Here is a 19887-nt window from a genome sequence, read left to right on the forward strand (position 1 = left end):
TCATCTCTTGATCTTCTGTCTTTTTCGCCGTCAGCTGGCCCTGCGCGCGCTGCTCATCTACTGCACCGTCGCCAGAGTCACTGTCACTGTCTTGCTCTTATAGTTGTCCGCGCGGGAGGCATAGCGAATCTTGATCTGGTCGCCGGCCTTTTTGCCGCTGATCAGGCTCTTAAGATCCTGCATACTCCCTATGCTGCTGTCATCCACCCCGGTAATGATGTCTCCCTTGGCGAGTCCGGCCTGCTGGGCAGGACTTCCCTCGCTCACCCTGGAGATATAAATGCCCGCGGGTACATTGTACTGAGACGCCTGGCTGGAGCTGATGTCAGCCCCGGCGATCCCAAGATAAGTGCTTCCGGAGGGAAGACTGCCGGCGGATGAATCCCCTGAGCTGTTGCCGGATGAATTTCCGGAATTGGATCCCTTAGACGAGTCGCTGCTGGTCTTGCTTCCATTTTGCATCAGGTCATCGATGATGGTCTTGGCCTGAGAGATCGGGATGGCATAGCCCATTCCCTCAACGGAAGTGTCGGAGTACTTGGCGGACACAATGCCGATAACCTGGCCGTTGCTGTTTAAGAGAGCGCCGCCGGAGTTGCCAGGATTGACCGCCGCGTCCGTCTGGATCAACTTATTGCTGATCTTGTTCCCAGAGTCGTCCTTTAAGGTAACCTCTCTCTCCTTGGCCGAAATGACCCCTGTCGTCACAGACTGGCCGTAACCGAGGGCATTGCCGATGACAATGGCGGCCTGACCGACCTTGGCAGAATCAGAATCCCCGAGCGTCGCTATCTTAATCGCGGACACAGTAGAAGAATCCATGTCAGAGGTCTTGACCTTGACCACCGCCAGATCGTGCTGGGCATCCACTCCAACCACCTGGGCGGCTGCCGTTTTGCCGTCCACGAATGTAATCGTCAGCTCACTGCTGTTGGCGACGACGTGATTATTGGTCGCGATATAGGTATAGGCGTCATCCTGAGAGACGATGATCCCTGAGCCGGCGGAGGTGGACTCCTTGTTCTGGCTCTGGCCAAAGATGCTCCGATACTGCTCAATGGACACATTGGTCACCTGGACAATAGCCGGCATGACATTAGCGGCAATCGTAGCCACGTCCGTCGTTCCTCCATCCGTCACCACTGTCTGTGACAGGGGCCCGGAAGAGGAATTGACACTGGCTGCCGTCCGCGTCTTGCCGCTGATTTTGCCTGTCAGATAATTGGTCCCGGAGAATACCAGGCTGGCCACCAGGCCAAAGACCACGGCGGCTGCGACCAGCCGCCTCCAAAAGCCCTCTTTCTTGCTCCTGGCATGCATATTGCGGGCGCCGATCCCCTCGGTGCCTCCGGAAAAGGAGGGCCCGCGGTAGCTGTCTTCTGTCTGCCTGTCTGCCTCTCTGCTCCGGTAGCTTCCCTGCCCCTGCTGCCAGTTATACCGGGGCTGCTCGTCATACTCCTGCTGTGATCCGATATCGGCCTGACTGCCGTAAGATTCCTGCTGAGACCCCATATCGGCCTGGCCCTCGTTAGATCCCTGCTGAGATCCCATATCGGCCTGGCTGCCGTAAGATTCCTGCTGAGACCCCATATCGGCCTGGCCCTCGTTAGATCCCTGCTGAGATCCCATATCGGCCTGGCTCTCGTAAGTTCCCTGTTGAGACCCCATATCGGCTTGACTCTCATAAGACTCCTGAGACCCTTCGACACCTGTTCCGTCTGTCTCTACCTGCCCTGCCTGCAAATCCTCCTGTCCGAAAGAGGACGCCTCCGAATCAACAAACTGCGGGTCAACAGACTGCGGATCAACAGTCTCGTGGATCGACGCCTCCTCTCTCACCGGCACTGACGCACTGCTGTCCTCCTCATGCGCTGACACAGGCGCCTGACCATCAGAGCCGATCCAGTCTGTCCGGCGCTCTCCGTTTTCTCTCTCCATATCAGCCATAGATCAAATCCTCATCTTTCTCACGATATTTTCTACCTGTTTTTCATCTTACGTATCATTTGTGTCTTATTCGTGTTCAAACAAATAAGTAATAATAACATTTCCTGTCAGGAAAATAAAAAGGCCCTGCAGGCACTCAGCCTGCACTGCCTCTTTCCATGCCCTATTTTGAACAAATCCCCCTCGATCGCCTGTTCGCGCAAATTCATCCGCAGATCTCCTATTCCTTTTTAAATGCCCAGAACTTATTAATGACAAAGTTGAGCGGTACGCTGATCAGGAGGTTGATCAGGGGAGCGATAAATTCAGAGATCCCTATGATTCTGACCCACAGGATCAAAAGAAATGTATTCAAAAACAATCCCGTAAAAGAATACGATATATAGGTCTTTAAGAGAGATTTCCAGACAGATCTCGTCTCTCCTTCCCCCAGCTTGAAGACCATTTTATTGTTCCAGTAATAGGACCAGGCCACACTGAGGATAAAGGCCACGACCTGAGCCAGTAAATAATCTGCCCGGCCAAACCAGCCCAGGATTCGAAAGAGAATCAGCGCCCCCGTGTAGAGCAGATAAGACAGGAGGGTGTTGCTCACTCCCACAATGCCAAACTTTACAAATTGCAAACAGGTGTTGACCGTATTCTCACTCAGCTCTCGATGAAAGATATGACAGAGTATCCCCAGTGCAAATCTCACAGCAACTTCAACGGCCTGCCAGAGGCCCCTGCCCGCTTTTTGCGATGACTGTTTTTCTGAACTCATCTGCTCTTCTCCAAGGTCTTTCGGATCCCCTCCGAAAAAGATGTCACCGGTTTCCAGCCTGTATCCCGGGTCAATTCAGATATATCCGCCAGCAAATACATGGGCTGATGCGGATAATATTCCTTCCTGCCGAAACCCAGCTCTACATTCGGATTGACCGCATCCCTCAAGTCCCGAATATAGTCCGCCAGGTGCCTGCCGCAACCACTTCCCAGCGGATAGACCTTACCGTTCACACCGCTGTCTGCAATCCTCAGGATCGCCTCTGCGGCATCCTCGCTGTAAAGATAATCCCAGGTCTGTTCACAGGGCGTCAGATCCGGTGTCTGCCCGCTCTGAATGCAATCGATCAAGTAGGCGATCAGGGTCTGTTTTCCCTGGCCCGGTCCGTAGACACTCAAAATGCGAACCCAGTTCGACTCCATGCCCAAAGACCGGCAGAGCATCATGGCCAGCTTCCCGGAGGCAAACTTGGCAATCCCATAGCCGCTTTGCGGATTTACTGCCAGATCTCCCGTCAAAGGAGAAGATTGTACTCCGTATTCCGCCTGCGAGCCGGCACCAATGAACTTGCGGCAGCCCAGCCGATGGGCCAGATGCACGGCGTCAAGCGTATATTGAATGTTGCGCATCTGCAGATCGGCATCGTCTCTGCCCGCCCCGCTTGTCGCATCCCAGGCCAGGTGAATGAAGACATCATAGGATTCGTCAAGGGACAGGGACCCGTATTCATCCAGATTGCACTCCAGCACCTTCAAGCGCTCACTGTCCGGCAGGTTCGACAGCCTCTTCGTGTTGCGGTGCACAATACAGGTCACTTCATCCCCATCCTGGATCTTGCGGCAGACAATCGCTCTGCCAATCATACCTGTCGCACCGCTAATGATGATTTTTTCCCTGGACTCCATAAATTACTCTTCCACCGGCTTGATATACATATTCTTCAAAAATTCTTCTCTCGGAAGGAAGGGCGCGAGATCCTCCAGCGGCGGACTTACCAGGGTCCCATCTTCCAAGCGCTTCGTCGAACTCTTGGGTTCAAAAATCTGTTCCGTGGATACAAAGATTTCAAAGAGAACCGGCCCATCGGTAGCCATCATCTTCTCATAGCCTTCTGCAAGCTGGGCATTGCTGTGAGCCTCCACATAGGGTATATCGAAAGCTGCCGCGATTTTACGGTACTCCGGGAAAGACAGATCATGGCTCTCCGGACCGATCCCGACCTTGGGTCTTCCCCCGAAGAGGTTGTTCTGGGTCTGCCGGATGGAGTGATACCCCTGATTATTGATCAGGACGATCTTGATCGGCAAATGATTCGTTGAAATCGTCTGCAATTCCTGCAGATTCATCATTATACTGCCGTCTCCCTCAAGACAGATCGTCATCTTCTGATCATGAGCCATGCATCCTCCGATGGCTGCCGGAAGTCCGTATCCCATACTTGCGATGGCATTGTTATTGAAGAAACGGGTTCCCTTCTTGATAACCCAGCTCTGATGACCGGCCACACAGCAGGTACCGTTGCTCGTAATCACAAGAGTCCCCTCCGGAAGTCTCGAGCTAATGCTGTCAAATGCGGCATAGGCATTGGCAAAGCGGTCATTCTCTTCTCTGTGACGCGGGAGAACAACGGGATAATCCTTCTTCCAGTTCTCACAGATCTGTCTCCAGTCCGATGCGGCGCTGACAAGCTTGTCATTCCCCTCGCAGAGTGCATTGACTCTCTCAAAGAAATCCCCTGCATCCGCATGAATGGGCATCTCTACATGAATGGTAGGCTTGCGAAGCTCTGCCGGATCCACATCCACCATAATGACTTCTGCTTCTCTTGCCCAGGTCTTCCAGTTATAGCCCACAACACGAATCGGGAGCCGATTTCCAACCGCCAGAACAAGATCTGCATTCTGCACCGCGAAATTGCCGGCCCGGTCTCCCATATTCCCGCCGCGCCCGCAGTAGAGCGGATGATCCGTCTCAATCAGATCAATCGCATCCCAGTAGGTGACAACCGGAATTCCCAGTTTCTCAACGGCCTCCCGGAAAGCATCATAGCCTCCGGAGAGACGGATCCCGTTGCCCGCATAAAGAACTGGCCTCTTCGCTGCACGAACTTTGTCCAAGACGGTCTGCACGGTCTCTGCGGATACCGGCGACGGCAGGTTCTGCGCCGCGTCATCCTCAGCCATCTCCTCCGGGCTGTAAGCGACAAGATCATCCGTCTCGATGATTCCCCCCTGATAATTGACGGGAATATCAAGCCATACCGGTCCCGGTCTTCCGGTCGTTGCAAGGTGGAGAGCTCTCTCAAGGTCATGGCGGATGGTCCTGGGATCCTCTATCATCTTGGCAAACTTGCACATGTTGGATACGGACTTGGTAATATCATATTCCTGATCCCCGACTGCGCGCAGATGATAGCCCTGCGTAAACTGCTCATTATATCTGGCAGTCGTGTCATAACGCACCTGTCCGGAGATGATAAGCATGGGGATCGAATCCAGCCATCCGCCGACCACGCCGGTAATCGCATTGGTACCGCCGGGGCCTGTGGTAACGCAGAGCAGGGCTGGTCTGTTATTCCATCTGGCATAGGCTTCTGCGGCAATCGCACTCCCCTGTTCATTGTGGTTATAAATGCTCTTCAGGCCCGGATGATGCCCAAAGGCATCATTCAAATGCATCGCGCCGCCGCCGGTCACCGTAAAGCAATTGCGAATGCCCCAATTCACCAGGTAATCTGCCACATAATCTGCTAATCTCTGCTTCATTTTCACTCCCTCTAGATGCGTAAAATACAAGACCGGCAGGCGGGATACACCGCCCTGCCGATAGACCGTCCCCAATAAAAGGCAACAGGGGACATCGTATTTTTATTGGTCAATCGCCTCAAGAATTGTCTTAGCCATATAGGCAAGCTTGTCATCTGTCATGCCCGGATATACGCCTACCCAAAAACTATCCTCCATGATACGGTCTGTATTGGTCAGCTGACCGACAATCCGATAGCCCTGACCGGATGCGCGCATCTCATCGAAGCAGGGATGCTTGGTCAGATTCCCTGCAAAAAGACGCCGGGTCTGCACGCCGTGATCCTCGACATAATCCACAATCTTCTTGCAATCGATCCCCTCCTTGCAGGTTAAGAGGAAGCCAAACCAGCTGGGATCTGAATTCTCCTCCGCCACCGGAAGGATCAGCTTTGCATCCGCGCCGCCTTCTGCCAGCAGATGATACAGGGTTCTGAAGTTCTGCTTGCGCCTCTCGACAAAGGAGGGGAACTTCTCCAGCTGGGCACAGCCGATTGCCGCCTGCATATCCGTAGCTTTCAGGTTATAGCCAAAGTGAGAGTATACATACTTGTGATCATAGCCGTAAGGAAGCTCGCCATACTGGCCGGTAAAGCGGTGCCCACATCGGTTATCCTGACCGGATGCGCAAATGCAGTCCCGTCCCCAATCTCTCATGGAGCGAATGATCTTGTGCAGGAGCGGGTTGTCGGTATAGACGGCTCCCCCCTCGCCCATAGTCATGTGGTGGGGCGGATAGAAGGAGGATGTTCCGATATCTCCAATGGTGCCTGTCAGCTTAGTCTGTCCGTCAATCGTATAGGTGCTTCCCAGGGCATCGCAATTGTCTTCCACCAGCCACAGGCCGTGCCTGTCACAGAATTCCTTGACAGCCTTCAGATTAAATGGATTGCCCAGCGTATGCGCCATCATAACCGCCTTTGTCTTCTCCGAGTATGCGCTCTCCAGCATATTGACATCAATGTCATAGCCTGGAATCGTAACATCGACAAAGACCGGGATACAGCCATACTGAATGATCGGCGTCACAGTCGTCGGAAAACCCGCGGCCACTGTGATAATCTCATCTCCCCGCTTAATTCTGCGCTCACCCAAAAGGGGAGAGGTCAGGGTTGCGAAGGCCACCAGATTGGCACTGGAGCCGGAATTGACCAGAGAAGCGTATTTCACCCCCAGATACTTGGCAAAATCGCGCTCGAACTGCTCTGTCCAATGACCGGAGGTCAGCCAGAACTCAAGTGCCGAATCCACCAGATTCACCATCTCTCTCTCGTCATAGACCCGGGCAGCGTAGGAGATACGGTCCCCGGGGGTGAACGTCTGATTCTGACTATGATACTTTCTCGCGTACTCTGCCACCTGATCCAAAATCTGCTGGCGGTCTTCATTCTGTCCCATTTCTTGTCCTCCTCTGTCAGATCAAATACATCCTGATTTCTTATATTCCACGGCCTATTGAAGAAAGGCGCGAATCTGCTCTTCTGTCAGAGCGGCCATATCGGCCCCCTCATGCCAGGCCCGATACCACTCTACCGTGTGTCGGATGGCTTCATCAACTCTCCATACCGGCTTCCAGCCCAGGGTATGCCTGAGTTTGGAGCAGTCCAGCTTGAGGAAATTCGCCTCATGGGGTGCATCGGGTTCTGCCTGACTCTTCCAGGCGGCCTCCTGTCCCCAGAACTGTACGAAATAATCCGCCAGCTGTCCCGCGGTAATGCAGTCCTCGTCAACCGGTCCCACATTATAATATCCGGCATACGAAGGATCTTCGGCCTGCTTCATGACAATCATCAGATAGACATATAGGGGTTCCAGTACATGCTGGAAGGGCCTGGTCGAATAGGGGTTTCGGATGCCGATCGTCTTCCCCTCCACCGTGCTTCGCACACAATCCGGCACGATACGGTCCGCCGCAAAATCGCCGCCTCCGATGACATTTCCCGCTCTGGCTGTGGAAATCGCAATATCTCCCTCGTGACTGAAAAAAGACTTCTTGTAAGAATGCGTCACGATCTCCGAACAGCTCTTGGAGTTCGAATAGGGATCGTATCCATCCAGCTTTTCATCCTCCTGAAAGGCGTGATCTGCAAGGTCATTGTTCTCATAGACCTTATCCGTCGTGATATTTAAGAAACTCTCAGCTCCCGGATACAGGCGCAGGCACTCCAGGATATTTACCGTTCCCATGACATTGGTCTCATAGGTGTAGCGCGGCAAATCATAAGATGCGCGGACAATCGGCTGGGCGGCCAGATGGAATACACAGTCCGGTTTCGCCTGCCTGTAGGCGGACTTCAGAGCCTCAAAATCCCGGATATCCCCTATGGTAGAGTGAATTTCCTTCTCGACCCCCATAATGTCAAAAGCAGCCGGATCCGAGGGCGGCGTCAGGGAATATCCGTATACCTCTGCTCCCAGAATAGACAGGATCTTACACATCCAGCTTCCCTTAAAACCGGTATGGCCGGTCACAAAGACCCTCTTGCCGGCATAGAAGGCCTTCAGCTCTTCAAAATGTCCCATACTCAATCCTCCCATACCTTCCAGGGAGCCGCATTCGCCCCCCACAGCTCTTCCAACTTCTGCTTCTCCCTCTGCGTATCCATGCACTGCCAGAAACCCAGATGGCGATAGCCCATCAGCTGTCCGTCTTCAACCAGCCTGCGCATTGGCTCCTGCTCGAAGATCGTTGTATCATCCGTCAGATAGCGGAAGATCTCCGGCTCAAGAACCATGAAGCCGGCATTGATCGTTGCCCCGTCGTCATCGCTCTTCTCGCGGAAGGAACGAACCTGTCCTTCCTCGCTCACATCCAAAACACCCTTCTGCTGGGCAAGAGAGGTTGTCGTAATCGTCGCATACTTGCCGTTTGCCCTGTGGAAAGCCAGAAGCTGATCCAGATTGACATCGGCAACCGCGTCTCCATAGGTGAGCATAAAGGGTTCATCGCCCACGTATTTCTGCACCCTCTTGATGCGCCCGCCGGTCATGGTGTTCAACCCGGTATCGACAACGGTCACCTTCCACTTCTCGGAATTGTTATTGTGAACCGTCATATCATTGGACGCGAGATCAAAAGTAATATCTGAATTATGCAGGAAGTAGTCCGCGAAATATTCCTTGATCACATACTGCTTGTAACCGGCAAGAATAATAAAATCCCGAACTCCGTAATGAGAATACAGTTTCATAATATGCCAGAGAATCGGTTTCTCTCCGATTTCAATCATGGGCTTGGGTTTGTAGACAGATTCCTCAGAGATCCTCGTTCCGAATCCGCCGGCCAGAATTAACGCTTTCATTGCACCTTCCTCCTACTTGTCTTCTTTGAAGTTCAGTCGTTCCTCTTCAATCACCAGAGGCCGGTTGATCACTCTGGTATTGACACTCATGATATATTCACCCAGCAATCCCACAAAAAACATCTGCAGTCCGCCAAAGAAGAATACACCGATCAGAATCGGCGCGCTTCCTGCTCCGAATCGATCCCAGTACAGGATCTTTAAGATCAAGTATATCAGGGCGACAAGAAAGCTTAAGGCGGAAATCGCAAAGCCCCCGAATGTGGCCAGACGCAAACCTCCCTTGGTATAACTGGTAAAACTAAGCATTGCCGCGTCAAAAAGGGTAAAGAAATTATTGTGCGTCCGCCCCGCCTTGCGCTGCGGTTGCTCATAGGCAATTTCAAGGTGGTCCGGGGCATACTCGGCCACAATTCCACGAATAAAGGGGGTCGGGTCCTTAAGTTGCCGCAAGACTTCCACAAAGCTCCGGTCATAGAGTCCGAAACCGGTAAACTGCTGAATCTGATCCACATTGCTCATGGCGTGGATCAGCTTGTAGTAAACGCCCCGCAGGAAATACATCAGGCTGCTCTCCTTACTGGAAGTTTTGACCATACAAATAACCTTGTTGCCTTCTTCCCACTTCTGGATCATCATCGGGATCAATTCCAGGGGATCCTGAAAGTCACAGCAGACCGGAATGGTACAATCCCCGCTCGTCTGGGTGATCCCGTAGTAGGGACTGTTAAACTGTCCGAAATTCTTCATGTTGAAGATGGCCTTCGTCTTCTGATCCTTCTCGCAGATCCCGCGAAGCAATTCCCTGGTCCGGTCCGTGGACTTGTTATCAATAAAAAGGAACTCATAGTCATAGGCTTCCAGCTTCGTGCGAAAGAGTTCTGTCAGAGCATCATGCATCTGAATCACATTCTCCTCTTCATTATAGCACGGAACCATGATTGATATTTTTTTCATTTGCTCTCTTCCTCCGTCCGAGACCTGCATTGACAATCAGAATCAGGATGAGAAGGGCTCCCGTAAAGGCAAGTCCCTCTCTGACATAGGGTGGCTGATAGGACAGGGACAGGTGATGAGTCCCCGCCGGCATGGAAACTGCCATAAAGGCATTATCGACCTTGAGAATCTCTGCCGGATGTCCGTCGATCTGCGCCTTCCATCCTTTGGAATAAGGCACAGCGAGCATGGTGTAACCGTCCTCTTTTTGCTCTATCTCAGCTGAAATCCGATTGTTGTCGATTGTCAGATCTTTGGCATTGTAATCAATCGTTTTTAGGAGGGAATCCAGAGTGTCCTTGCTCCTGTGAACGATTTTCAGCTGGTCAACACTGTAGGTCCCGGCATTTCGGAAGGTGATCTTGAGCCGGTCGACCGGAACATTGATATAGCCGAGATTTGCAAGCCAATTGTGTTTGTTTCCATACATATGGCTGTGGTATGTCGCCGCGGATAAGAGACTGTCACCGACAATCTGATTGCCGTGGTAGGCCTGCATATGAATATCATAAGAGGCCAGCGTATCACCTACATTCTGCAGGTTATCCAGTTCGACAAGCAGCTCCCCGTTCGCCGGAATTTCCCGGTGGAAGTTCAGGGTCACCGCCTGCTTATCTTTCGAGGCCGAAAACTGATTCCCCTGGACCTGCAGACCCGGGTCTTTCTGCCCGATCTCGTATGGGACTTTCGTATCATAGAGCTTGACATCACTTTTTGGGGTCTGAGACGGATCCGAGAGCACAACCGCCTGTGCCAGGGCCTGCTCCCGCTCATCCAAGTCCATCTTCAGATAGTCGGCCTCAGAGATTGCCTTTGTGCTGCTGTGAATCATGGACACCTTCGCGTCTGTCGTGTACAGGCTCATATTCTCCCGCGTTTTGACAAGTTTGTCATATCCGTAAGGAATCCAACCCTCTTTTCCCTTTTCGGCGATATAGTATTTGGTCGCATTCAGGTGCTCTAAGACAGACCGGCTGTTCAGATTCAGATAGGCTGTCGCAAAATAGGGGGTCATCACGCCAAGCTGGCTGTGATACTTGTCGATATCATTATTGTAATAGCTGTTGTAATAGTCGTAGCCATTCGTTCCCGTAATCATACTGGAATTGCGAAGTCTTGGCAGAAAAGTCTCATATCTTGTCTGCTTTAGATCCGGCATCCCCAGCAGCATGGACTTGGAGTCCGATACCGCCGCCCCCAGAGCAGTGCCGGCGTTCTGCTCCTGGTAGATATAGCGATCTCCGCGCCAGGTAAGATAGTAGCATGCACTTGTCCACAGAGAGGCAATCAGGCAGAGCAGACATAAGACCTGTCTCGCCTTCTTTAGGGATGCCGCCCTTGTGAGGATCAGCATCCCCAGGAAAACTGCCGCAATCAAAAGAGGCCATTTGAAATCAGCGGACCAGATGTGATAGTACTCCTTGACTACCAGGGCATAAGCCAGCAGGACTGCCGCCGTCAGCCCATAGTGTATCAGCCTAAGCGACTCCAGCCCCTCTAATACGAGGACCGTCGCATAAGTCACCGCTAAAAGCCAGGCCCAGATCCAGCGATTGGTCGAATAGTTAAAACCGTTTAGGACATGGCCGACATAGGGAATGAAAAGGCAGGCGGTCAGGGCGAGGACCTCCAGCTTGACCCTCACCTGCTTTCTGACTCCGACCAGCATGAGGATGAGCAGGACCAGGGCCACACTGCAGATGCCCACAATGCAGTCCGTCCCCATATCATAGGTCCCGATAATTCCGGCCAGAACGTTTCCGTTGAACCAGTGCTCATAAAAGGTCGGAATGACCCGCTTAAAGGACAGACGGTCGGTCTGCAGAATCACCATAACATCCGGCAGGATCAGCCCGATTGCAAGGAGAAAGGCAATTGTACCGCTGGCCATGAATCTTGCGATCAGATAGCCGAATTCCCTGAGCGACCGCTTTTGTCCCGTCAAAAAACGGATCAGAGCATGCGCCAGCAAAAAAATAACCGCCATTAGGCTGAAGTAATAGGAATTGCAGAAGCACCAGACTAGCATAAATATGAAGAGTTTCCCGCTCCGGTGCTCCCAGATGCGGTCCACGCCGATCATTAAGAAGGGGAAAATATAAAAGATATTCAGAAACGCTTCCTGCTTAAAGCCGATCATCACCGTGCCGGAGAAAGCGTAGATCAGGGCTCCCAGGAGTACCGCATAATTCTGATGTCCCCGGCTTCTGCACCAGGTCGCAAAGGCAATCCCGGACAGACCGATCTTTAGCATGACAATCAGATCAAACAGGTGCTCGGAAACTGCGGATGGGGTCACCGCAAAGAGCCAGACAAAGGGATCAAAGAGACAATCCCCCAAAAAAGTGCGTATATCACTTCCATAGCCGATCGCCATATCCCATAGGGGAATCGAATGCGTACGGATACTGTTTTTGACCAGGAGACCAAAATAGACAAACTTATTGTACTGGGTCTCCATTCCGTCGACAGACCAGATATAGGATTTCCCATTCCTGGCGAAAAAAATCTGAAAACAAATGTAGTACAGGAACAAAAACAGGATGAGATAGGTCAAATAAAATCTGCGCCTGTCGCTATGCTTGTTGCTCACAATTCCTCCCTTTTGGGTAATGGGATCCGTCCTTGATGCGGATTTCATTGCCATGAATCAATAAAGCCGACCTCACCTTTTTCTAGCCTTTTCCCGCCTTCTCCCGAATCAGTTCCCGCAGGGCCCGTCTTCTGCGGAAGACCAAGAGCTTTGAGATGAAGTAGTTGCTCGCAATGATCAGTAGCTGAGCCAGATACTTCATCAGGGTATTGGACAGGCCAAGACCGTCCACCAGAAAATAGAGCAACCAGTCCTCTAAAATCAGGGTAAAAAAGCGGCCCGTGAAGAAGGACAGCATCTGGTGGAAAAAGGCCCCCATCCCGCACTTGTGATTGACAAAGACCCATCGGCGATTGGTCAAAAAAGCAAATGCCGTCGCAAATATCCAGGAAATGGAATTGGCGAGGACAACAGGCATTCCCATTTTCTCTGTCAGGAGCAGATAGAGATTGATACTGAGCAGAATGGTCCCCAGGCCAAAAAGGGCATAGAGCCAGAACTGCCGATGGTTCTCGTACACCGGAGCGAACCAGCGCAGACACCGATAGGATGTCAGTCTCCGGACGGCTCGGTCAAAAATTGCTTGCTGTACCTCTTCCATCAATACATATTATCCTGACTCTGCGTGCTCTTCTCCGTCGTTCCGGTTACCTTGGAGATCTGCTTGGAGATCTTTGAGACTGTCGCGGATGGTGTGTAGTCCTGATCCTGAAAAAGGTATTCATGCAACTTCTTGACATTGACCTCCAGAGTCGTCGGTATCTCGACCCATCCGATCCCATTAGCTATGTTCCTGGTCGCAAAATCCTTGGGAAAACTGCTTGTATCGACCAAATTATATTCTTTCATGGCTGTTGCCATGGAAATCATATCCGTCACAGACAAAGATGTGTCGATATGAGGGAATACCGATGTGATCAGATGATCCAACTGGGCCACATTCATTGTCTTGGCCTTGGCGATCATCTTGGATACCACTTCCCGCTGCCGCATGGCTCTGGCATAGTCGCCCCCCTCCAGGTGGCGGACACGGGCATAGGCCAGAGCCTGGGCGCCATTGACATGCTGTTCTCCCACGCCAAGGTCATTTGCCCTCTTTCCCGTCACCTCGAAGATCTCGACCTGCAGATCATTGATCTCCTGTGCCATCATCTTACTGTCAATATTGACATCGATTCCTCCAACGGCATCCACGGCATCGGCCAAGGCGTAGAAATCAACGGTCGCATAGTCATTGATTTCCAGATCAAGATTGCGGTTGAGCATATTGACCGCGGCGGTCACTCCCCCGTGATTGTAGGCATAATTGCACTTGCGCAGGAGGAGTTGCCCGTTCACGTCCAGGTAGGTGTCACGGTAAATAGATACCAACCGGACTTCCTTGGTCCCATTATTGATGGAAGCAATCAGGATCGCGTCCGAATTCCCGGTCTCATAGTTGCCAACCGTCCGATTATCTACCCCGAAGAGAGCGATATTGGTATAGCCGGACATGGCCTCCTGGACATGTTCACTGACCTCGTTCTTCTCCGTCTTAATATCCTTATACTTAATCAGGCCGGCTCTGGAAAAAACATAGGCGCCGACAATCAAAAGAAGGAAGAAAACAATTTCAAAAAATAAAAGAACCTTCCTCTTTCTTCGCCTGCTCCGAATCAGGGCCGCGGGATCGCTCTTGGTCTTTGCCATATTTCTCACCTCAATCAGATCTCAAGATATTTCTTCCAGAACTCGACAGACACCAAGTATGGCTGCGCATCCCGATAAGACTTCACAATGGAGGCGCGGTTCCTCCGGTAATAGCGATAGGCCTGATCCCACTCCTTCTTCAAGCTGCGGTACTTGTCCTTATCCATATGTCGCTCCACCGCCGTCCGGTTGTCAACGTTGACGGCAAGCATTGCGTCATGTCCCACATAGCGTCCGGGCTGGTAGACATCGGAGAAGAAGACGGGAATCATCCCCCTCTTGGGCGCCCGAAAGGGCCAGAGCCTCTGGCCGTTGAAGGTGAGGCGGTACCAGAATGTCTCCAGTGGCTTGCGATCAAAATCCTCTAAGATCTCGTCGAAATTGACCTCTATATCAGGCCAGCCATTCATAGGCTGATACTTCTCGTTCTTTTGAACATTCTCTTTGATAATCTCTTCTCCCTGATCAATCTGGAAGAACTCCGGCCCCCTGAGGAAGTCCTTAAATGCCCGCAGGATCAACTCTGCGGCATTGTAGTTGAACTTAAGAAGCTCAGACCGAAAGGCCTTGCGGACATAGTCGGGCGCGTTCACCGTGCCAGGCATGGAGCCAACCGCGTCTACGACCAGCGGATTTCGGCACATCTGGTAGCGGTCCATGGCCAGGTTATACTTGCCGGCAAAGCCCATATGCCAGATGCAGATTCCGTTCATCGTAACGAACTTGGGCTTACAGCGCAGGCCGAATTCCACATCATCAAAACGGATAAAAAGAGGCAGGGGGAGTCCCTTCTCCCGAATCATATGCGTCGGAATACAGCAATACCACCAGCCCGCGTAGCGGTGGCCGTAACCACATGGCTCCTCCTCATTTCTCAGGAGGTTTCTCTTTTCGGTCATATCAAAGATGCCCTTGAGTGTCGTCAGAGTGCACGCGTCACGAATCGCCCCCACATCCTCGTACTGAAGGCGCATCTCCTCATAGAGCAACATGGCCCCGCTGATAAAGGAATCCCTATACTCATCCCTGAGGAAGGAGAGCAATTGATAGGTTCTTCGGATACTCTCCGGCTGAATGGTGACATCGTCATCCATGAGGAGGACGTGGGTCGCCGGCGGATCCTGTTCCATGGCCTCGATCATCCCCCTGGCATAGCCCCCGGAGCCGCCTGTGTTCTTGTTGGGATGGACGGTCAGATGCCAGGAACTCATGGCTTCTGCGTCCAGGGTGCGGCCGTTGTCGACAACATGGATATAGAAGTGTTCCTTCATATCATCATCCGCATCCAAGATCTCCCTCTTCAGGGAAGCCATATTTCGCGTAATGAAGTCCTCTTTCTTCATTGTCGTCGTCGCAACGGAAAGGACAACGTCTTTCTTCTGTTTCGGATCATAGGTCCCATACCAGGCGCCGCCATATACCGTCACATGGGAGATGGCACGGATCTCAAAGCCGATCACCATTTCCTCATTCTCCGGGAAAGGGATCTCAAGCTCTTTTTTATCTGTGAAATCAAAATCATAGAGACCGAAGGTCCGGCGGACCGGGCTGTGAACGTTCAGGTGATAGCCGACCAGTTCCACCTGCCCCCTCCCGGACAGACCGAGTGTCAGGCGCACGGAGCCGACTGCCGTATACTCCTTCCACTTGATCAGGGAAAAAGAATTCATATAACTGCAGAAATCAGTCACGGTAGAATCCGCAAGATGCAGTTTCTTCTGTTCCATTTCATAGATACCGCGTCCGCCCAGATAAAAGAGCTTATAATCCCCTTCCAGCTCTGAGTTCTGCGGGAAAATGATATTCTGCAATAACTGATCCATTCGTTCCTCCTAAATCCTAGCACCCGACTATTATAGCCGTCTGATCCCCCAAACCCCACAAACGATTTCTTCTTTCCCCGGAGTTTGTCAAAAATATATGTTCCTTAAGACCATATTTTGAACTTGCGCAGGATTCGAAGAAGCGGTGGGATCAGGAAGCGATAGGTTCTCTCCGACATGTGTACCCTGTGAAAAAGTAAAAAGATCCGATACTTCCTGTAAACAGCGGCAAAGAGCACGGGAGAGGTCCTCTTTAACCAGGCGTTAAGCCGATCCGCCTGTCTCTCTCCCTGAACCCGGTTAGGATTGACGAGCAGGGTGATCTGGTAGAAGCTGACCAGCACCATGGCCGTCTTCTTCTTCCAGTAATCAAAGCCTCCGGCCGGAAGCCCATCCGTCTGGCTCTCAAAAGCCTGCAGAGCCCGAATCACCTTGGCCAGATGCCCGATCCTTCTGACCTGATTGGCACCGGAAACAGACTGGTTGACATCTCCCAGTCGATAGACATAAACAGAGGCCTCGGAAAATGAAATCGTCTCTGCCCGGCTCAGAGGAATCGTCGCGTATTCCTGGTCTTCGTAGAAGACGCCCTCGAGAAGTTCATAGCCCTGCCTGCGGTAGAAGTCCGTCCGATAGGTGATTCCCCAAAAGGCCATGCAGGCATGAACCTTATCCCAGGCTTCCATCAGTTCCGACAGGCAATAGGTCTTCTTGTAATCAGACAGGTGGCTGACACGAGGGGTGTATTTTTCCTTGGAAATATCGTATTCCCGATAATTGCTGATCACAACATCGCTGTCACAGTCGGCGAGTTCACGGATGAAGGTCTCAAGCCCCTGTCGGTCCACCCAGTCGTCCGCATCGAGCACCTTGAAGTACTTGCCTGATACCAGTTTAACTCCGGCATTGATGGCTGACCCATGACCGCCGTTCTCCTTGCGGAAGAATCGGAAGATCTCCGGGTACTGCGCGGCATAGGACCTGGCAATTTCGTCTGTCCGGTCTGTCGCGCCGTCACTGATGACCCAGACCTCAAGATACCTGCTGACCTCTTCTGATATCAGAAAAGAGTCCAGGCCCTTTTGCAGAAAGCGTTCTGCGTTATAACTTGGAACAATGAAAGACAGTATCTTCTCTTCCACGCTATCGCTCCTCTTATCGGATCTCACCGGCGAATGCCTGACACATTTTTCGGTGGATCTGACCGGTGTTCTCTTCCGGACACCCGCCCCTCAGAGTTCAACTCCATTCTTCTCCAGAAGTTCCCTTGCCGAATCCAGAGAATCAACCCCATGAAGGTTCTTGATCGGGGCGAATTCTCTGTCCCGGATCACCTCGTACGGCAGAGTATTCCCCATCATTGCAACCAGATCTACCGCCAGTGTCTCGAACTTGTATCCATTGGGTTCCTCCGGCTTATGATACCTGCCCTTCTCATCGATATAGGGAATCTTCTTCTCTACCACATGCACCGGCATCTTTTTGGCCATTACCTCCTCCAGTTTGGCAACAGAGAAGAGATAGTTGAGGATGACGCCAAATGCATAGATGAGATTGCCCTTCTCATCTCTGGCCTCAGCCATCTCAGGCGTAAGCTCATAGTACTCAACGACGGCCGGAACACCGTCCTTTGCACAGATAACCCCCATCTTCTCATAGGGATCCACCTTGCGAACCACCTTGGATCCAGAATTTTTACCGCTCAGAATCGTAGCTCCGACGAAGCTTGGATCTGCAATGCGCTGCAGGACATTGTCAACAGCGAAGACATTGAGCCACTCAACGCCCCGCCTGTGCAGATCCTCTGTCAGTCCGGCTTTGGCCAGGGAGGAGAACCAGCCCCCGTTGCCGTTGGGAGAAGTCGCAAGACGACCCGGAGCCTCCTTGAGCAGTTTGCCCTGATAGTCGACTGCCGCCGCCATCTCCTGCACATAAAAGGACACCTCTTCCTCGGGATAGCCAAAATAGTTATTCTCCGCGAAGAAGCGGCGAGTCTCCGCATCATTCTTCTCTGATGTCATCACATACAGGGGCAGGGTCGTCCCCGCCATTTCCGTCACTTCCTGCAGATTCATGACCAGTCTCTGGAAGAGATAGAGGGGTCTGTTAATCCCGATATCGAGTTCTCCCTTGGGTTTATCCAGTCCGAGGCGGGTTCCCATACCTCCGGCCAAAAGAACCGCTCCCACCTTCCCCTGGCGGATAGCAGCAAGGCCGGCCTCTGTAAACTCGCTCTTTCTGGTCTCAATCTCATCAATGTCAACCGCAGGAAGCCGGCTGATCTCTCCGAATGACTGCTTCTCTTTTTCCCCGACCATGGATACGACGTCCCAGTCGATCCGGGCAATCTGGTCAAGCAAATTCTCCTGTTCCTGCCTGCTCAGGCTGTCGAACCCCACCAACACATGTTCCTGCCCCTTTTCAGCAAGAAGTCTGCCTGCCTCTTCGTAAGTCATATGCCCCTCCTTGGGTCATGGGCCACAACGGCCCAACAGTCTCTAGAAATTCTAGCACACCCCGTCTATACTGTCTATTTTGTCCCCCACTTAAGCCTCCGCATAGAAGGCCCCCAGAAGGTCAACTCCGGCCGCGTCCAGATCGGTCAGGGCCCGGTCAATTTCCATATAACGAGCGCCCCGACCAGCGACCGAGATGACAACTGCGGTCCCGGCCCGGCATCCGCCATTTCCTTCCTCCACGTCGCGAATGGTCATATGAATCCCCTTCTCGGACAGAAGCTCCAGGAGCTTTCGGTTTTCCTTCTCAATGGTTTTCCCAATCGGGACCAGTTCCAGATGATCAATCCCCCGCAGATTGCAGGAACAACAGATCTGCCGGGCCGCATCCGCCATAGCCTGCTCCTCGTCTGCATACTTGCCCTGAAAATACCGGTAGGCCGCCCCGGAAAAAAGAAGTTTGCGGACACCACGCGCCTGCCTCTGCATACTCTTGCCCAAAAGAGGGAGATTCCATATTTCCTGCAGCTCTTCCGGTTCCCGCAGAGTCTGTGAGAACATGAGATAGATGCAGAGCAGGGCCAGGTCAGCAATAGCCCCTAAAAAGAGTCCGATGGCAAACTGACGGGGATCCGCCTGCGGCATTTCAGGCGCCTTGGTAACAATATCCTGCCGATTCTCCACATACATCTGATAGAGCTTGGACTGGTCGTCAGACAGGCGGGCCCTCAATTCCTGCGACTGCTGGTTCATCTGCAAAAGGAAGGCCTCTCCCTCCACCTGGGCCCGTGCCAGTTCCTGATCAACCCGAATCGTCTCTTTTTCATCGGTATGCGTCATCTGATAGGTCTTCTCCATGTAGGCGTCAATGGAATCGAGGATCTTCTGCCGCAGAGATTCATCCGTCAGCTTTACCCCGATCGTAAGCCCCACATCTCCAAGCTCATCGAAAGTCCCTGTCCTCACATCGATCAGTTCCTGCACATAGCGGGAGTCGGACTTGGGATAGACCTGACTGAAGAGGGCGACCGCCAGACGGCTCTTAAAGTCCGCTGACTGCAAATAGCTGATCAGTTGAGCCGAGCTGATCCTGGCCCCGATCAAATAATGGATCTCCAGGTATTCCTCGTGATAGGGATTCAACTGGTTGACCAGGTTTTGCCTCTGGTAGCTGACCCTCTCCTGCAGGTGGGTATTTAAGTCCAGCGCCCGCATGACATCACCCTTCTCCGCATCCGAGAGGCGGGCTTCCAGATCTGATTTCTGAACTCTTCCCGCCTTGGCCGCCTGAACCTGGTAACCTGCCATTCGGCTCCGGTAATCCGTGATTGTCAAAGCACTGCCCAAAACCAAACAGGCCAGAACCAAGGCCTTCCAGTGAATGCAATATTCTCGAAAGATAGCAGTCAGGCTGATGGCGCGGCCATTTCGACTCTGATTTTCTCGCATTGATCTTCACCTACTTTCAGCTCCGAGGCCTCCGGCGTTTCATTCCAAAGAGAAAACGGATC

General features: G+C 52.3%; 15 protein-coding genes. All 15 read right to left on the reverse strand.

The window, feature by feature from the left end; translation table 11 throughout:
* Nucleotides 1-57: 57 nt before the first annotated feature.
* Nucleotides 58-1947: a trypsin-like peptidase domain-containing protein gene (locus GCWU000342_RS07135; protein WP_006906691.1), complete on the reverse strand. Its 1890-nt coding sequence runs from the start codon at nucleotides 1945-1947 to the stop codon at nucleotides 58-60.
* Nucleotides 1948-2167: 220 nt separating this feature from the next.
* A complete protein-coding gene (locus GCWU000342_RS07140) occupies nucleotides 2168-2710 on the reverse strand; it encodes a GtrA family protein (RefSeq protein ID WP_006906693.1) in 543 nt (180 codons plus the stop codon).
* Nucleotides 2707-3618 carry an NAD-dependent epimerase/dehydratase family protein gene (locus tag GCWU000342_RS07145; RefSeq protein WP_006906694.1) on the reverse strand — a complete coding sequence of 304 codons (912 nt, stop codon included), beginning with the start codon at nucleotides 3616-3618 and terminating at the stop codon, nucleotides 2707-2709. Before GCWU000342_RS07145 ends, GCWU000342_RS07140 begins: the two co-directional genes overlap by 4 nt.
* Before the next feature lie 3 nt (nucleotides 3619-3621).
* On the reverse strand, nucleotides 3622-5478 hold the full coding sequence (locus GCWU000342_RS07150) for a thiamine pyrophosphate-binding protein (protein WP_006906695.1): 1857 nt from the start codon (nucleotides 5476-5478) through the stop codon (nucleotides 3622-3624).
* A 102-nt stretch (nucleotides 5479-5580) separates the two neighbouring features.
* The gene (gene rfbH, locus GCWU000342_RS07155; protein ID WP_006906696.1) at nucleotides 5581-6915 is read right to left on the reverse strand and encodes a lipopolysaccharide biosynthesis protein RfbH; all 1335 of its coding nucleotides are present in this window, start codon (nucleotides 6913-6915) and stop codon (nucleotides 5581-5583) included.
* 54 nt (nucleotides 6916-6969) lie between these two features.
* Complete coding sequence (rfbG, locus tag GCWU000342_RS07160) at nucleotides 6970-8040, reverse strand: CDP-glucose 4,6-dehydratase (RefSeq protein ID WP_045000865.1); 1071 nt, start codon at nucleotides 8038-8040, stop codon at nucleotides 6970-6972.
* A gap of 2 nt (nucleotides 8041-8042) precedes the next feature.
* Nucleotides 8043-8819 carry a glucose-1-phosphate cytidylyltransferase gene (gene rfbF / locus GCWU000342_RS07165; RefSeq protein ID WP_006906698.1) on the reverse strand — a complete coding sequence of 259 codons (777 nt, stop codon included), beginning with the start codon at nucleotides 8817-8819 and terminating at the stop codon, nucleotides 8043-8045.
* Between the two features lie 12 nt (nucleotides 8820-8831).
* Entirely contained in the window at nucleotides 8832-9776 is a 945-nt protein-coding gene (locus GCWU000342_RS07170; protein WP_045000867.1) for a glycosyltransferase family 2 protein, read from the reverse strand.
* The gene (locus GCWU000342_RS07175) at nucleotides 9742-12408 is read right to left on the reverse strand and encodes a YfhO family protein (protein WP_169304669.1); all 2667 of its coding nucleotides are present in this window, start codon (nucleotides 12406-12408) and stop codon (nucleotides 9742-9744) included. Before GCWU000342_RS07175 ends, GCWU000342_RS07170 begins: the two co-directional genes overlap by 35 nt.
* An 82-nt stretch (nucleotides 12409-12490) precedes the next feature.
* The gene (locus GCWU000342_RS07180; protein ID WP_006906701.1) at nucleotides 12491-13009 is read right to left on the reverse strand and encodes a GtrA family protein; all 519 of its coding nucleotides are present in this window, start codon (nucleotides 13007-13009) and stop codon (nucleotides 12491-12493) included.
* Nucleotides 13009-14097, reverse strand: coding sequence for an LCP family protein (locus GCWU000342_RS07185; RefSeq protein ID WP_006906702.1), 1089 nt, complete (start codon nucleotides 14095-14097; stop codon nucleotides 13009-13011). The genes GCWU000342_RS07180 and GCWU000342_RS07185 overlap by 1 nt, the downstream gene beginning before the upstream one ends.
* Before the next feature lie 14 nt (nucleotides 14098-14111).
* Complete coding sequence (locus tag GCWU000342_RS07190; RefSeq protein ID WP_006906703.1) at nucleotides 14112-15920, reverse strand: glycosyltransferase; 1809 nt, start codon at nucleotides 15918-15920, stop codon at nucleotides 14112-14114.
* A gap of 104 nt (nucleotides 15921-16024) precedes the next feature.
* Nucleotides 16025-17062 (reverse strand): glycosyltransferase family 2 protein, encoded by a 1038-nt coding sequence (locus tag GCWU000342_RS07195; protein ID WP_049921653.1) that lies wholly within the window; start codon nucleotides 17060-17062, stop codon nucleotides 16025-16027.
* A gap of 90 nt (nucleotides 17063-17152) precedes the next feature.
* Nucleotides 17153-18376 (reverse strand): UTP--glucose-1-phosphate uridylyltransferase, encoded by a 1224-nt coding sequence (locus tag GCWU000342_RS07200; RefSeq protein ID WP_006906705.1) that lies wholly within the window; start codon nucleotides 18374-18376, stop codon nucleotides 17153-17155.
* A gap of 90 nt (nucleotides 18377-18466) precedes the next feature.
* Entirely contained in the window at nucleotides 18467-19825 is a 1359-nt protein-coding gene (locus tag GCWU000342_RS07205) for a hypothetical protein (protein ID WP_006906706.1), read from the reverse strand.
* Nucleotides 19826-19887 lie beyond the last annotated feature (62 nt).

The sequence above is a fragment of the Shuttleworthella satelles DSM 14600 genome (genome assembly GCF_000160115.1).
GTDB classification, from domain to species: Bacteria; Bacillota; Clostridia; order Lachnospirales; family Lachnospiraceae; genus Shuttleworthia; species Shuttleworthia satelles.

Excerpts from the sequence above, each read along its gene's own strand:
- GCWU000342_RS07135 (WP_006906691.1), bottom strand. The coding sequence starts at position 1,947 with ATGGCTGATATGGAGAGAGAAAACGGAGAGCGCCGGACAGACTGGATC.
- GCWU000342_RS07140 (WP_006906693.1), bottom strand. The coding sequence starts at position 2,710 with ATGAGTTCAGAAAAACAGTCATCGCAAAAAGCGGGCAGGGGCCTCTGG.
- GCWU000342_RS07145 (WP_006906694.1), bottom strand. The coding sequence starts at position 3,618 with ATGGAGTCCAGGGAAAAAATCATCATTAGCGGTGCGACAGGTATGATT.
- GCWU000342_RS07150 (WP_006906695.1), bottom strand. The coding sequence starts at position 5,478 with ATGAAGCAGAGATTAGCAGATTATGTGGCAGATTACCTGGTGAATTGG.
- rfbH (WP_006906696.1), bottom strand. The coding sequence starts at position 6,915 with ATGGGACAGAATGAAGACCGCCAGCAGATTTTGGATCAGGTGGCAGAG.
- rfbG (WP_045000865.1), bottom strand. The coding sequence starts at position 8,040 with ATGGGACATTTTGAAGAGCTGAAGGCCTTCTATGCCGGCAAGAGGGTC.
- rfbF (WP_006906698.1), bottom strand. The coding sequence starts at position 8,819 with ATGAAAGCGTTAATTCTGGCCGGCGGATTCGGAACGAGGATCTCTGAG.
- GCWU000342_RS07170 (WP_045000867.1), bottom strand. The coding sequence starts at position 9,776 with ATGAAAAAAATATCAATCATGGTTCCGTGCTATAATGAAGAGGAGAAT.
- GCWU000342_RS07180 (WP_006906701.1), bottom strand. The coding sequence starts at position 13,009 with ATGGAAGAGGTACAGCAAGCAATTTTTGACCGAGCCGTCCGGAGACTG.
- GCWU000342_RS07185 (WP_006906702.1), bottom strand. The coding sequence starts at position 14,097 with ATGGCAAAGACCAAGAGCGATCCCGCGGCCCTGATTCGGAGCAGGCGA.
- GCWU000342_RS07190 (WP_006906703.1), bottom strand. The coding sequence starts at position 15,920 with ATGGATCAGTTATTGCAGAATATCATTTTCCCGCAGAACTCAGAGCTG.
- GCWU000342_RS07200 (WP_006906705.1), bottom strand. The coding sequence starts at position 18,376 with ATGACTTACGAAGAGGCAGGCAGACTTCTTGCTGAAAAGGGGCAGGAA.
- GCWU000342_RS07205 (WP_006906706.1), bottom strand. The coding sequence starts at position 19,825 with ATGCGAGAAAATCAGAGTCGAAATGGCCGCGCCATCAGCCTGACTGCT.